12 protein-coding genes are annotated in these 14,549 nt (G+C 71.0%); 2 read left to right on the top strand and 10 right to left on the bottom strand.

From position 1 onward, the window contains the following. Positions 1 to 18 precede the first annotated feature (18 nt). Entirely contained in the window at positions 19 to 1,419 is a 1,401-nt protein-coding gene (locus ACQEV2_RS23660) for a Tat pathway signal sequence domain protein (RefSeq protein WP_433044922.1), read from the bottom strand. A gap of 295 nt (positions 1,420 to 1,714) precedes the next feature. Between ACQEV2_RS23660 and ACQEV2_RS23655 the strand changes: the two genes are divergently transcribed. After that, positions 1,715 to 2,545, top strand: coding sequence for a hypothetical protein (locus ACQEV2_RS23655; RefSeq protein WP_433044919.1), 831 nt, complete (start codon positions 1,715 to 1,717; stop codon positions 2,543 to 2,545). 7 nt (positions 2,546 to 2,552) lie between these two features. On the opposite strand, the gene ACQEV2_RS23650 is transcribed toward ACQEV2_RS23655, so the two are convergent. From ACQEV2_RS23650 to ACQEV2_RS23610, 9 genes are all read right to left on the bottom strand, one after another. Beyond that, positions 2,553 to 3,620, bottom strand: coding sequence for a TauD/TfdA family dioxygenase (locus tag ACQEV2_RS23650; protein WP_433044916.1), 1,068 nt, complete (start codon positions 3,618 to 3,620; stop codon positions 2,553 to 2,555). Between the two features lie 6 nt (positions 3,621 to 3,626). Then, entirely contained in the window at positions 3,627 to 4,727 is a 1,101-nt protein-coding gene (locus ACQEV2_RS23645) for an aspartate kinase (RefSeq protein ID WP_433044913.1), read from the bottom strand. After that, positions 4,724 to 5,776, bottom strand: coding sequence for an aspartate-semialdehyde dehydrogenase (locus tag ACQEV2_RS23640; RefSeq protein ID WP_433044910.1), 1,053 nt, complete (start codon positions 5,774 to 5,776; stop codon positions 4,724 to 4,726). Before ACQEV2_RS23640 ends, ACQEV2_RS23645 begins: the two co-directional genes overlap by 4 nt. Next, positions 5,773 to 6,819 carry a DMT family transporter gene (locus tag ACQEV2_RS23635; protein WP_433044907.1) on the bottom strand — a complete coding sequence of 349 codons (1,047 nt, stop codon included), beginning with the start codon at positions 6,817 to 6,819 and terminating at the stop codon, positions 5,773 to 5,775. The genes ACQEV2_RS23640 and ACQEV2_RS23635 overlap by 4 nt, the downstream gene beginning before the upstream one ends. 95 nt (positions 6,820 to 6,914) lie before the next feature. Further along, positions 6,915 to 7,937, bottom strand: a complete 1,023-nt coding sequence (locus tag ACQEV2_RS23630; protein WP_433044904.1) for an amino acid ABC transporter substrate-binding protein — start codon at positions 7,935 to 7,937, stop codon at positions 6,915 to 6,917. Further along, positions 7,934 to 9,262: a methylaspartate mutase gene (locus ACQEV2_RS23625; RefSeq protein ID WP_433044901.1), complete on the bottom strand. Its 1,329-nt coding sequence runs from the start codon at positions 9,260 to 9,262 to the stop codon at positions 7,934 to 7,936. Before ACQEV2_RS23625 ends, ACQEV2_RS23630 begins: the two co-directional genes overlap by 4 nt. Further along, complete coding sequence (locus ACQEV2_RS23620) at positions 9,259 to 9,765, bottom strand: cobalamin B12-binding domain-containing protein (RefSeq protein WP_433044898.1); 507 nt, start codon at positions 9,763 to 9,765, stop codon at positions 9,259 to 9,261. Before ACQEV2_RS23620 ends, ACQEV2_RS23625 begins: the two co-directional genes overlap by 4 nt. 192 nt (positions 9,766 to 9,957) lie before the next feature. Then, complete coding sequence (locus ACQEV2_RS23615; protein WP_433044895.1) at positions 9,958 to 10,863, bottom strand: LysR family transcriptional regulator; 906 nt, start codon at positions 10,861 to 10,863, stop codon at positions 9,958 to 9,960. 235 nt (positions 10,864 to 11,098) lie between these two features. Further along, entirely contained in the window at positions 11,099 to 11,257 is a 159-nt protein-coding gene (locus ACQEV2_RS23610) for a hypothetical protein (RefSeq protein WP_433044892.1), read from the bottom strand. 195 nt (positions 11,258 to 11,452) lie between these two features. Here ACQEV2_RS23610 and ACQEV2_RS23605 point away from each other — a divergent pair, with 195 nt between their 5' ends. After that, the gene (locus tag ACQEV2_RS23605) at positions 11,453 to 14,533 is read left to right on the top strand and encodes an AfsR/SARP family transcriptional regulator (protein WP_433044889.1); all 3,081 of its coding nucleotides are present in this window, start codon (positions 11,453 to 11,455) and stop codon (positions 14,531 to 14,533) included. The last annotated feature ends 16 nt before the right edge of the window (positions 14,534 to 14,549 follow it).

Raw genomic sequence — 14,549 nt, 5'->3', positions numbered from 1 at the left:
GGCCACAGGTGACGGGGTTCAGGCCCGCAACGGATTGGAGCGCAGGGCCGCCATCAGGTACCAGGCGGTCGCCCCCAAGTGCCGGTACGGGTAGTACCCGAACCCGAACCCGGTGTCGAGCGGGCTGCTCGCCGAGACCACCCCGGACCGCTCGGGCAGCGCCCGCCCGCCGACCGTCTGGCCGCCGCCGAGCAGCTCCTGAGCCCGCTCGATGGAGTCGAGCAGCCGCCGGGCCCGCGCCTCGTCACCCCGCGCCTGCCGCTCCCGTAGCGCGAGCGCGAGATGGGCGGTGCCCTCGAACCACACGCCGTTCCGGTCCGGCCTGGGCTGCGAGTCGGCGATCGGGGCGTCCTCGTTCGCGAGGAGACTGGCGGAGCTGAAGGTGACCCCTTCGTACGACTGCCCCGCGGGCACCGTGCTGTTGCGCCGCCCGGCGTGGTCGAGGACGGCCAGTTCGCGGGCGGCCCAGTCCAACGAGCGGGCGTGGGCGCGGGAGTCGAGGGCGAGGTGGGTCCAGGTCTGGGTGTCCTCAGGGATCGGCGACGTATTGACCGTCACCCCGTCATTGGTCCCGGTGTAGAAGAAGCCGCCGTCCGGCTCCCACATCTTCTCCAGGAAGGCCCGGGCTCGAGCCCGCCGCTCCCGCCACACGCCGTCCCCGGTGAGCCGGGCGAGCCGCCCGAAGAGGCAGACGAGGTCGGTGTTGTGCTCGGTGGAGGTGAAAGGCAGCTTCTCGTCGGCCCCGTTCACCCCGAACTTGTACCCCCCGAGGGGTTCGTCGGTACGCCCGTTCCGCTCGACCCACTCCCCGATCCGCACGGCACCGTCGAGGAACCGCCGCTCCCCGGTCCGCCGGGCGAGCGCGGTGAGCGCGATCCCGGCCCAGGCCATGTCACCCACGGCCGTCCCCGTGAACCCGAACTGAGTGCCGACGTTGGCGGTCCCGTCCGCCCGCACGAACCCGTCCGGCTGCCGCGAGCCGTCGTAGAAGGTGTACGGCCCGACGTTGTAGGCCTGCCGAAGCCGGCCGTCGGCGTGGACGGGGTCGTGCCGCTGGGCGTAAAGCAGCGCGTCCCCGAGCACCACGGCCCGGGCCCGGCCGTCGGACGCACGTCCGGCGAGGAGGGCGAGGATCGCGAGGGCGTTGTCGTAGGTGAAGGCGGTGCTGAAGAGGCCGGCCTGGTCGGCGTAGCTCTGGGCGAGGCGGGTGGTGCCGTGGTCGGGGTAGGCGTCCATGGCGGCGGCCAGGAAGGCTTGGGCCCGGCGCTGGGCGCGGTGCCGGGCGGGGTGCTGGGCGGGGGTGCCGGGAGTGGCGTGAGCGGCACCTGACCCGGCCGCGGTGAGGGCCGCGGCGCCGAGAGCGAGGCCGGTGCCGATGAGCGTGCGGCGGGTGAGCGCCGGGTCTTGTCTGCCGGACATGGGTCTCCCTCGGATGATGCCGACCGGTGGGCACGCGCCTGAGACGCACTGCACCGCCGAGACCGCTGAGAGCGCTCTCAACGACGCGCGCTCATTCTGCTGGTGTGCCAGGGGCCGGTCAACGCCCTTGACCTGTCCGCGGATTGGAATGCGGGAACCGCAGGCCCGTGCTCGGTGTCGACATGATCGACTAGCCTGACGGCCGATCTGAACGGGGCGGGGAGACGGACATGAGCAAGGCGTCGGACCATCGGTTCCCGGACGCGACCGGCGTCCATCTGCCGAGGTGAGCCCGGTGACGGGCAAGGGGAAGAAGTTCTGGGGCCTCACGGGCGGCACGGCGGCGGTGGTCCTGGGCGGGCTCGGCTTCGCCGGATACGAGGCCGCCTCCGGCGACGAGGTGTGCTGCGCGCTCCCGAAGCCGCTGTACGGCGTGCCGCGCGGCCCGGACGGGGAGATCGACGTCGCCTCCCAGTCGGTGGAGACCAACGTGCTGACCGGGCACGACTTCTCGCTGCACATCCGCCCGGGCGGAGACGCCGCCGACTGGGAGGTCTCCGATGTGAACGGGTCGGGGCAGGTGCTGCGCGCCAAGGGCGAGAAGACCGTCAAGGGCACGCGCTACTTCACCTTCAGCGCCCTCGAACCCGGCACCGCGCGCATCGTGCTGAGGGAGACCGACGGCGACCGCACCATGACGTACCCGGTCGAGGTCAAGGACAGCATCCAGGGCAACGTCGTGACGGAGGACCCCAAGACGCAGTACGGCGACGCGGACGGGCCGGAGGGGTTCCGACGGCTCGAAGGAGACTTCGCGGGCACGGTCACCGTGCGCCGCGGCGAGGAGTTCTCGGTGGCCAACCGCTACGGCAACCAGCCGGGCTACACCTGGAAGGTCAGTGCCGAGCCGGACAGTGCGGTGGTGGGGCTGTGGCCCGGGCCGCCGCACACCACCGGCGACCCGGCCGCCGAACGCCAGGACTGGTACAGCTTCACCGCCCGGGAGAAGGGCACCACCACGGTCAGACTCTTCGGCTGCTACCGCTGCGGGTACGAGGACCGTCCCACGTCGGCCGAGAGCAGGAAGTTCTCCGTGACGAAGACGCTGACCGTGGTGGTGCGCTGACTCCCGATCAGTAGTGCACGCGACGGTTCTCCGGCGTCACCCGGTAGCGGATGTTCCACAGGCTGCGCCGGACGTACGTGCGCTGGAGCCAGCGGTCGCGGCCGTCGTAGCGGGCGGTGAAGGAGGTGCGGGCGTGGACGCCCTTGCGGTTGTTGATCAGCAGCGCCTGGCCGGGTCGGAGGTGGACGCCGTGGGCGACGGCGCGGCAGACCTCCTGGAGCCGGTCGAGGGCGGCCCGGGCACCTGTCGTCAGCGGCTGGACGCCGTTGGCGGAGATGGCGATCTCCGGGTACTCGTCGTTGCCGCTGATCAACGGCACCGGGTCGGAGAGCACCTCCGCGCCCCCGGCGACGTCACGGACGTAGCTGCCGGGTGCGTTGAGCCGGAACAGCGGTGAGCGCAGCGTCTCCAGCACCTCGGGGGCGAGGGCCGCCTGGATGTCGCGGGCGTCGGCGTAGTGGGTGCCGGCGATGCCTTCGTGGTCGGCGCGCAGGCAACTGAGCACCAGGAAGTCGGGGTTGGCGACGTCGTAGCGGCCGATCACGTCGTGCATGATGTCGCTGTGGAAGTTGAGGAAGACTTCCGAACCCTGATTGGTCTGCGTCATGGCGCCGCCCGGGACCGGGATGACGTCGTGGACGAGCTGCCCCGACTTCTCCGTCCGTACGCCCAGGGGTTCGCCGAGCAGCCCGCTCAGGCCCAGGAGCACTCCCTCGGCGACGAAGCTCCGCTTGTCGCGGCTCGGCCCGCCGTCGGCGGGGGTGTCGGGCAGTAGCGCGTCGACCGGCAGGTTGTCGACCAGCGTGACACCGGGGGTGTCGATGTGGCGGCCGAAGTCGAGGATCTGCTGCAGGATCGGGGTCGGCAGTCCGGCGAAGATCTGCAGGTAGCGGGTCATCGACCAGTCGATGTCGGCGTTCGGGTCGCCCACTTCGGCCAGCCCGGCGCCCAGGGCGTCGCGCACCTCGTCGGGCAGTTCGATCCGCGAGAAGGTCTGTACGGACGCGGGGGCGGCAGTCCCGGAGACGGCGCTGCCGCGGTCGGCGTCGAGCGGGTGGTCGGCAAGGGTGGTCATCCGGTGTCACACTCCCAGCAACTCGGGTTCGGGGAACAGGGCGTCGGGGTCCTGGAGTTCGTCGTGCAGGCGCTGCGCCAGATGCAGCGCCTCGTCCTCGCTCGCGGCGAGATGGGTGGCGACCTTGCTGCCGCGCAGTGCCGTGACCGGAACCCCCGCGAAGGTGCCGGGTATCAGGCCCTGGCGGCGCTGGAACTCCTCCAGGTCGACGAAGCCGCCGATGACGGCCACCAGCGGGCCGGTGGTCAGGCGGATGGTGTCGATGTTGGCGCCGTGGAAGGCGGCGAAGGCGCGGTCGGCCTCGTCCTCGGAGTCGTAACGCAGCACGGTGGACCGCTGGTTGAGCACGACGGCGGAGGCCGAGGTGCCGCGCGTGCCGATCACCGAGCCCTCCGGGAACGGGGCGCGGTTGAGCCGGCAGACGATGTCGATGCGGTGCTTCTGCGCGAGCCGTACGGATCGCCGGTGCAGCACCTTCGCCCCGTACAGCGACATCAGGGCCGCGATGTTGTACGAGACCTCCTTCAGCAGCCGGGTGCCGGTGACGAGGTGCGGGTCGGTGCTGTAGATGCCGTCCACGTCGGAGTGGATCTCGCACCGCGGGGCGCCGAGCGCGGCGGCGATGGCCACCGCGGACAGGTCGGAGCTGTTCTTGCCGAGCCAGGTCGGCCGGCCCTGGGCGTCGGCGGCCTGGCCACCGGGGACGACCACGATGTCGTTCTCCCGCAGGGCGTCTCTCAGCGGCCCGGGGTCGGACTGCTCCAACCTCGCCCACATGAACGCCGAGTTGGTCACGAGGCCCAGCTGATGGCCGGCGAGCACGGTGGCGCTGCGGCCCTGCCGGTGCAGAGCGGTGGCGAGCAGCTGCGCCCCGATGGTGTCGGCCAGGGTCAGCAGGCCGGCGACGGTCTCGTCCTCGGGGTGCGGGTTGATCTGGCTGAGCCGCTCCCGGAACTGCTCGGTCTCCCCGGGCTGTCCGCTGACCACGACGACCAGCTTGGTGCCCTCCTCGTCGACGCGGCGCCCGAGAGCCTCGGCGAGCGAGCCGTACGCCGCGAGGGTACGGAAGCTGGAGCCGCCGAACTTCAGCACGGCCGGAGTGGTCACAGGGTGCCCCGTTCCAGCAGTTCCTCGGCGATCTGGAAGGCGTTGAGGGCGGCACCGATGCGCAGGTTGTCGGCGACCAGCCACAGCCAGAAGGCGCGGGGATTGCTCTGTGTGATCCGGACCCGGCCGACGTGGACGTGGTCCGAGCTGCCCACGGTCGCCGGCGTCGGGAACTCCTTCAGATCGGTCCGGTCGTGGACGGTGACCTCCGGCAGGCCGCCGAGGACCTCGACGAGTTCGGCGCGGTCCACCGGCTCGTGGCACTCGATGTAGACCGCCTCGGAGTGGCAGTTGACGACCGGGACGCGGACGCATGTGGTCGTGACGTCCAGGTGCGGCATGCCGAGGATCTTGCGCGACTCCTGGAGCATCTTCTGCTCCTCCAGGGTGAAGCCGGAGTCCAGGAAGCGGTCGATCTTCGGTATGACGTTGAAGGCGAGCGACGGCTTGAAGTGCTCCGGCTCGAACGCGGAGTCCGGGCCGTTCAGGGACGCGAGGGTGGACTCCTGCAGCTCCTCCACGCCGGTGTAGCCGAGGCCGGAGGCGGCCTGGTAGGTGCTGACCACCGCGTGCCGGATGCCCCACCGGTCCTCGACGCCGCGCAGCAGCCGGACCAGGGGGATCGTGGAGCAGTTGGGGTTGGCGATCACGCCGCTCTTCGGGCGCCGGTCGAGCTCGTGCGCGTTGACCTGCGGCACCACGAGGGGGGAGTCCGGGTCCATACGGAAGGCGATCGTGTTGTCGATCACCAGGGTGCCGGCGGCGGTGGCGACGGGCACCCACTTCTCGCTCACCGAGGTGCCGGCGGAGAAGAAGGCCACGTCGGCCTGGGAGAAGTCGAAGGTCTCGATCGCCTGGACCTCGTACTTCGCCCCGTCCACCGTGAGCACCCGGCCCGCCGAGCGGGAGGAGGCGACGAGGTGCAACTCGCGGTAGCGCAGGCCCCGTTCCTCGATGAGCTCGATCAGGGTGCTGCCCACGGCACCGGTGGCTCCGACGATGGCGACGCGGGGCGCGGTGGGCTCCGCGGGGTCCGTTACCAGGGTCATCGGGACTCTCCCATCGTGATCTTCTCGGCGGAGGGGGTGGTGGCAGGGGCGGCTGCGGCAGGGGCGGCTGCGGCAGGGGCGGCGGCCGGAGCGGCGGCGGCAGGCGCGGCCGGGATGCGGGAGGCGGACGTGGTGTCGGGACGGCGCGGTGTGAGACGCCAGCCGAGGTTGACGCCGAGGCTCGCGGCGACGATCAGCGGAATGCCCAGCGCCTGCAGCAGGCTGATGCTGTGCCCGTACACGGCCCAGTCGCAGAGCATGGCGACCGCCGGGTAGATGAAGGCCAGGACGGCGATCTTCGGCGTGGGCAGCTTCTGGTACGAGGAGTACATGAGGATGTACATCAGGCAGGTGTGGATCAGGCCGAGGCCGACCAGCCAGCCCCAGTCCGCTCCGAGGCCGTTCATGTCGGCGAAGGAGGCGAAGGGCAGCAGCAGGGGGATGCCCAGCGTCACCTGGATCAGCGCGACCAGGTGCGGCTTGACCCCGGTCACCCGCTTGGTGATGACGGTGGCGAAGGCGTAGAAGAGGGCGGCAAGCAGCGCCTGGCCGAGACCGATCAGATACGCGCTCTGGCCGCTGTCCTGGAAGTCGGACACGGAGACTCCGGCGACCAGGATCAGCCCGACGAACGCGACGCCCAGCCAGCCGAACTTGGTAGCGGTCAGCTTGTCCCGGAACAGCAGCGTGCCCAGCAGCACCACGTAGAACGGCTGCGTGTGGTAGACGACGGTGGCGACGGAGATGGACGTCGACTCGTAGGCCTCGAAGAGGAAGGCCCAGTTGAAGACGATGAAGACGCCGCCGAGGGCCGCGAGGCCCAGCTTCTTCGGGGTGAAGCCGTGGTTCTTGAAGAAGCCGCGCACCAGGCAGTACAGGCCCAGGGCGACGGCTCCGAAGACGCACCTGAAGAAGACGACGTTGAACGGCGAGGCGCCGGACTCGATGACGAAGATGCCGAGGGTGCCGGAGAGCACCATGGCGATCGTCAGTTCCACGGTTCCTTTCAACTCGGTACCGGTGGAACGGGTGTCAATACTCATGAGGGTTCCTTCCTCGCGGGGTGCGCAGGGCGGGCAGGACACGGCCGGTCGTGGGCCGGACGGCGTCGTCGGTGCGGGCGTGCGGGCGGCTGTCGTCAGTGCAGGGGAACGGCGTAGTGCAGACCGCCGCGGGTCCACAGCTCGTTGAGTCCGCGCGGCACGCCCAGTCCGGAGGCAGCGCCCAGGTTGCGCTCGTAGACGTCGGCGTAGGTGCCGACGGCGTCCAGGACCCGCGCCGCCCAGCCCTCGTCCAGGCCCACCGCGCTGCCGTGCGGCCCCGCGAGCCGCGCGGCTTCCGCGAGGGCTTCGGTACGACGGCCCGGGCCCGCCTCGTCGACGTGGTGTTCGGCGGCGACCAGCAGCTGCAGCACCCAGCGGCACAGCCGGTACCAGTGGGGGTCGCTGTCGCGGACGGCGGCGGCCATGGGCTCGCGGGAGATCGACGTGTCGAGGACGCGGTGGGCCGCGGGATCGGGGAGCGCGGCCCGCTCGCCGGCCAGCGCGGTCCGGTCCAGGACGTACGCGACGCACTCGCCGCCCGCATAGCCGGCCAGGGCCGCGGCCGGGGTCGGGAAGGTCACGGGCTCGACGGACAGGCCCCGACTGCCGTACCAGGCGGCGAGGTTGGCGGCGCTCGTGGTCCCGGCCTGCACGGCCACCCGGGCCCCGGCGAGTTGCGCCGGGTCCTCGATCCCGCTGTCCGTGCGGACCATGAACCCTTCGCCGTCGTAGCAGGTGACTCCCGCGAACAGCACCGGCCACCGCGCCTCGCGGCCGAGCGTCCAGGTCAGGTTGCAGACCGTCAGCTCGGCATCGCCCGGCGCGAGTGGGTCAAGGCGCTCGGCCGGGTCGGTCGGCAGCCACTGGACCGCCTCGGGGTCGCCCAGGGCCGCGGCGGCCACGGCACGCGCCACATCGGTGTCCAGACCGGTCCAGCGGCCGCCGTCGTACTGCGAGAGCCCGAGGATGCCCCGGCTGACGACGGCGCGCAGCGCACCGCGGTCGCGGACGGCGTCGAGTGTCGGGGACGAAGACCGCGACGGGGACGGGCTGCTGGTGTGGGCGTTGGCCGTGTGGGAGTTGGTCGCATGGGCGTCGGGCGCGGTTGCCGTGGTCATGAAAGGCTCCACTGGGGTACTCGGGTCAGCTGCTCGCGGTCGAACCGCCGCTCGTTGTAGGCGAGCATGTCGATCAGGCTCTGCGCGGAGAGCGGCCGTGCGGTGGCGGTGGACGGCTCCGGCTTCAGGGGCATCGCCCCGGGCTTGGCCCACCGCAGCAGGCCGCGGGGGTCGACGTACGCCCGGGACTTGTTGGCGTTGTCCTGGTGCAGACAGAACGGCACGTCGAGATGGCCGCGGGCGAAGGCCCGCACGAGCGCGGTGCCCACCGTGGGGCCGAGTTCCAGCGTGCTGTCCACCAGCATCCGGGCCTCCTCGTACACCCCCGTCGACGTGGCGGCCCAGGGTTCGCCACGGGCGGCCTCGTCGGCGGCGACGGCCGCGGCGAACTCCAGCGCGTCGACGTTCTCCGCGACGGTCGGGATCCGGTACGCCTCGGCCGGGGTCTTGACGATCAGCCGCTCGGCCCCGCTGCGCACCGCGAGGCGCGCGCTGTCCTCCAGGATCCGGAAGGAGCCCACCGGAGTGCGCGGGTAGACGCCCATGTACGTGTAGAGCACGACATGCCAGTCGGTGCCGCCCAGCCGCTCACCCGCGAGCCGGCGCAGCGCGGCCAGCGCCTCCAGGTCCTGGCCCGGGTTGGTCTGCTGGGCATAGCTGACGGAGATGCTGGTCAGGCCGTGCTCCTGGAAGAACATGCCCTCCAGCACACTGAGCGCCACCAGCAGGCTCGGCGGGCACAACTGGCCCAGCATGCAGCCGCCGAAGCTCTCCAGGTGCATCTGCTCGTCCTGGGCGGCGAGCAGCTCGCAGCAGCGGGACCAGGCCTCGACGGCCTGGGACAGCGGGGCCCTGCTGTAGGGCAGGCAGTACGAGACCGGGCCGCCCTCGGTGGCGTCGATGCCCGCCGCCACCATCGCCTCGAACAGCGGGTACGGCAACGCGGAGCCATGCCTGACCTGGACCGGGAAGTCCGCTCCCGCCAGGCCGTCGAGCATCTGGCGGGTGGCCTGCGGGCCGTGCGCCACGAGCGGGAAGCCGTTGAGTTCGGCGCCGGTGCGCAGCGCGCTGCGGGCCGAGTCATGGTCGTTGACCCGGGTGTAGCTGTCCAGGGTGACGGTGCCGACGGCGGTGGCCTGCGCCGCACGGACGGCCCGCAGTCCCTCGCGCATGACGGGGATCTCGGCAAAGCCCATCCTGGGCTGAACGACGAGCCGGCCCTCGTTCTTCGCCCGGTGGACGAAGGCGGAGAAACGGCCGCGACGCGGCGCGGGAATCGCCGTGGAACCGGTGGTGCGTTCCGGGGCAGTGGCGGCGCCGTTCATGCGGCCGCCTCCACCGGGGAGAGCGCGGGCCGGGAGACCGGATTCAAAGCCGCGAGGAATTCCTGGAAATCCTGCAGACCGCCCTCGGACTCGAATACGGCGTCGAAACCGCCCGCCGCCAGCTCTTCGATGAACCTGACGTTTTCCGCACCGCGCACCCCGAGCTTTCCGCCGATGACGACGCGCAGTTCCCTGAGGTCGGGTTCCTTGCGTATCTTCCGGATGAGCCGGAGTCCGTCGAGATGACCGTGCCCGTTCACCGTACTGAGGACCAGGACGTCGGGTTTCTCCGCCCGGCATTCCTCGATGATGACCTCGTCCGGTACGCAGGCTCCGAGATTCCGCACCTCGCCGCCGTGCTCTTCGAGCAATAGTTGAAGAAACACCAGGTTCCACATGTGGGCGTCGGAGGACACGCTCGACACGATGAATTTCCTGCGCTGGCGCATGACATTCGACACGAATTCTTCTCCATACGGTGAGCGACGGACCGCGAAAATCATGTCCGGGCGCGCATAATCACGTCCAGGGACGACGGCATGGAAAACGCGATGCCGGTTATCAACGCCTTCGATCAGACGGCCGCGACTCGGACGGCTTGGACTCAGACGGCTTCGGCTCGGACGGCCTCGACTCGGATGGCCTCGACTCGGACGGCTTCGGCTCAGAGCGGCTTCGACTCAGACGGCTTCGACTCAGACGTCCGGCGATGCGTACTCGGCCGTCATGCACTCCATCGTCCGGTCGATGAAGAGGCGCATTTCGCGGGTGAGCTGCCGACCGCGCCGCCAGGCGAGCTGGGTGAAGACCTCGAACGGCGGTTCCCAGGCCAGCGCGGCGAGGGACCCCGCGGCCAGGTCGTCGGCCACGGTCATCGTGGGCAGCAGGCTCACCCCGAGCCCCACCGCCAGGCCACGCTTGATGGACTCGATGTTGCCGAACTCCAGGAACGGCACCGGCTCGCCCGTGCCGTCGTTGAGTTCGGCCTCGAACAGCTCCCGGTAGGCGCAGCCCGCCTCCGGGGCCAGCACCTGCACCTCGCGCAGCTGATCCAGGGTCACCTTCTCCTCGGCGGCCAGCGGATGGTTCGGGGCGGCGACCACCACGAGCGGCTCGCGTCCCAGCACCTCGCTCTCCACACCCGAGTGCCGGGTCTCCGCCTCCATGAGGAAGCCCATGTCGAAGGTGCCCTGGCGCAGCGAGTGGAGGGTCTCCGCGCAGAGGCTGGGCCGCAGCACCAACTGCACATGCGGATAGCGGTGGTGGAAGAACTCCAGCACCGGGGGCATCCGGTAGGAGGTGACGCTCTCCATGGTGCCGATGGTCAGCAGGCCCGAGGGCTCTCCCTCACCGACGGCCACGCCCCGCGCCTCGCCGGCGAGCGTCAGCATCTGCTCGGCGTAGGGCAACAGCCGCTGACCGGCCTGGGTGAGCTGGATCTTGCCCCCGAACCGCTCGAAGAGCTCGACGCCGAGCGAGGTCTCGAGGCTCTTGATCTGTGCCGTGACGCTGGACTGCGCGTACTTGAGCTCGGTAGCGGCGCGAGTGAAGCTGAGCAGGGTGGCGACCTTGTGAAAGGTCGTCAGTTGACGGATGTCCACGGTGGCTCCTAGGCGAGTTTCGATGATGAGTGACGAAGTCGGGCAGGTCGCTGTCGCGCCGAGGAGTGCAGCGCCCTTCAGGGGCGCGGGGAACTGCGCGACCAGCCACAACGGACCCGCAGACGACGGACGACCGATCGCGGCGCCCCCTCAGCGGAGCGGCTCGCGGCACCCCCTCAGCGGAGCTGCCCCCGGCATCCCCCGCGGCGCGCCGGCGTTTGGCTTGGCCAAGGCTTTACGGCGTGGGCGCCGCAGGCCCCTTGTCGTCCGCCACCACGTAGGAGCCCGTGCCCCCCTGCCCGGCGGCCGCAATCGACCCCGCGGCCCCGCCCAGGCCCAGCACCAGAGCCACTGCCGCGAGGAATCCGATGAGCCGCGCCGGCTTCTTGCGCATGTCTTGCTCCCCCTTGGATCGGTGAGTTTCTCGCTCGACGTCACCGATCCTGGGCGCAGCCCTTACCGCACCGTTCCCGCCCCGTTACCGCCCGCGACCGCTCCGTTCCCGTGCCACCGGGCGGGCGAACCCCTTATGATCGCGCGGCAGGGTCCCTGCCAGGGGCTTTGCCCGACCAGGGGGACATCAGGGGGCATGATGGCGGCAAGCGAGCAAGGAGAGGTGCGCTTCAACGTCCTGGGACCGTTGGAGGGTTGGTCCGGATCCTCGCGGCTGCGTCTCGGCGGAGCGGTGCAGGAACGCGTACTGGCCACCCTGCTGCTCGAACCGGGCAGGATGGTGCCGGTGTCCCGGCTGGTGGAGTCGGTGTGGGACGACACGCCCCCGACGACGGCCGCGCACCAGGTCCGCAAGGCCGTCGCCCATCTGCGCCGGCGCGTCCCGGACGGCAATGACGTGATCATCACCGACGGCCCCGGTTACCGCGCGTCGGTGGGCGACACCCAGCTGGATCTCATCGAGTTCGGCACCCATCTGCGCACCGCGGGCCGAGCGGTATCCGAAGGACGTACCACCGACGCCGTCACAGGCCTGCGCCGCGCGCTCGCGCTCTGGCGCGGCCCCGTCCTGTCGGGCACCGGCGGCGCGGTGATCGAGGCCGCCGCGACCGCCCTGGAGGAACGCCGCCTGGCCGCCGCCGAGCAGCTCCTGGAACTGCGCCTGGGACTCGGCGAGGCCGCTGAACTGGTCGCCGACCTCCGCGACTTGATCGTGGAGCACCCGCTGCGCGAGTCCCTGCGCGGCCATCTGATGCTGGCCCTGTATCGCAGCGGTCGCCAGGCCGAGGCGCTGGAGGAGTACCAGCGGGTCCGCGCTTTACTGGCCGAGGAACTCGGGATCGACCCCGGCCCCCAACTGACCAGGCTGTACGAGGGCATTCTGCGCGAGGCACCGGAACTGGCCGCCCCCGAGCCCCCGGTACCCGCCCCGGCCCCGCCCGCTCCCCCGCAGTCCACCGCCCTCCCTGCCGCCTCCGCGTCCGAGAGCTGGACCGCGACCACGGCTCCCTGCACGCTGCCCTACGACCTGTCCGACTTCACCGGCCGGCAGAAGGAACTCGGCGCCCTCCTCGACTGCATCAAGGGCAAAAACGATTCAGCGGAGCGGGGGCACACCCCGATCGTCGCGATCGACGGCATGGGCGGCAGCGGCAAGACCTCCCTCGCGGTGCGGGCCGCCCGCCAGATGTCGGACCTCTTCCCCGATGGCCAGCTCCACATCGACCTGCGCGGCTTCACCCCGGGCGAGCGGTCCGTGACACCCGCCTCCGCACTCGACAGCCTGCTGCGGGCGCTCGGCACGCCCGGCGACCGTATACCCGACGACGTCGAGGGACGGGCCGCACTGTGGCGGTCCACGCTGGCCGACCGCCGCGTCCTGCTCCTGCTCGACAACGCGGTCGACGCAGGCCAGGTCCTCCCCCTGCTGCCCCCTGCGCCCGGCTGTCTCGTCCTGGTCACCAGCCGGGCCCGGCTGCTCGACCTCGACGGCGCCGAATGGATCTCCATCGGCCCCATGTCACAGGAGGACGGCGCGCTGCTGCTCAAGGAGATGCTCGGCGAGGCGCGCGTGGCCGCCGAACCGAAGGCGGCGGCGGAACTCGTCGCACTGTGCGGACGTCTCCCGCTCGCGCTGCGCATCGTGGCCGCCCGGCTGCGCAACCGGCCACGGTGGACGGTGCAGTACCTGGCCGACCGGCTGCGCGACGAGACCCGGCGGCTGGAGGAGCTCAGCGCCGGCGAACGCAGCGTCGCGGCGACACTGCGCCTGTCGTACCAGGCGATGGCCGAGGAGCACCGCACCTCGTTCCGCATGCTGGGTCTGCACCCGGGCACCGACATCGACGTCCATTCGACGGCCGCCCTCCTGGGAAGGGACACCCGCGACGCAGAGGCCGTACTCGAACGCCTGCTGGACGTGCATCTGCTCCAGCAGCCCGACATCGGCCTGTACCGATTCCACGACCTGGTACGCAACTTCGCGCAGAGCCAGCGCGGCCCCGCCACCGAACGGGACGACGCGGCAGCCGTCGAGCGCCTCCTCGGCTACTACCTGACCGCCACCGAAGAGGCGTGCCAAGTGCTCTTCCCCGGGCGCAAGCGCAGCTCGACGGGCATCGCGGCCCACGTCGGCGAACTGCCGCCCCTCCAGGACCCGGCCCAGGCCGCACAGTGGTTCGATCGCGAGCACAGCAGCCTGCTGGCGGCCGTCGTCCTGGCCGACACGTACGGCCTCGACCGCCACACGGTGTGCCTGACCCGCAACATCGTCTTCCAGCTCAACGCCCATGGCCGGTTCGAGGACTTCCGATACCTCAGCCAGGTCGCGGTCTCGGCCGCGCGCCGGGTCCAGGACCTGGCCCTGCTGGGCGCCAGCCTGTCCAGCCTGGGCATCGCGTGCTGGAAGCTGGGCCGCTTCGACGAGGGGATCGAAGTGGCCGGCGAAGGGCGCGACATCGCCGTACGCCTGGGCGACAAGTACACCGAGGCGCACGGCGAGTCCACCATCGGGCTGCTGCTGACGGTGCTCGGCCAGCATGCGGAGGCCCTGCCCCACCTGGAGCGGGCGATGACCCTGGAGCGGGAGCTGAACATCCCGCGGGCGCATGCGGAGACCCTCACCATCCTCAGCACGCTGTACGAGCAGTGGGGCAGATACGAGGAGGCGGCCTCGGCGGCACGACGTGCCCTGGAGATCCACGCCGAGCTGGACTACCGCAACAACGAAGTGATGGCCCTGACGGATCTCGCCTTCGCCCATGTGGGCCTGGGCGAGTACGAAGACGCCCGCGCCTGCCTGGATCGGGCCCGCGGCCTGTGCGACGAGTCGAGCCCGCCCGGCGACTTCGCGCTGGTCCTGGCCCTGTCCGCCGAGGTCGCCCAGTGCCTGGGGCAGGGCCCGGAGCTCTCCGGTCTCACCGAACAAGCACTGGAACTCGCGCGGACGAGCGGCAGCCCGACCCGCCAGGCGAAGGTCGAGAACCTCATCGGCCGGTTCCACCGCCGAAGACACGAGTACGACCGCGCCATGGCCCTCCACACCCACGCCCACGAACTGGCGTCCGCGATCCGCTACCGCGCCGAAGACGCCCGCGCCCTGTACGGCATGGCCTGCGCGGCACAGGCACTCGGCGACGCGGCCTCGGCCGCCGAGCACAAGGCCGCGGCGATCACGCTCTTCGACTTCATGGGTTCACCACCGCACGGCTTCGGCTGACACCGCACGGCTCCCC

The sequence above is a fragment of the Streptomyces sp. CA-251387 genome (genome assembly GCF_050936625.1).
Taxonomy (GTDB): domain Bacteria; phylum Actinomycetota; class Actinomycetes; order Streptomycetales; family Streptomycetaceae; genus Streptomyces.
This window is presented reverse-complemented; position numbering and strand designations above follow the sequence as displayed.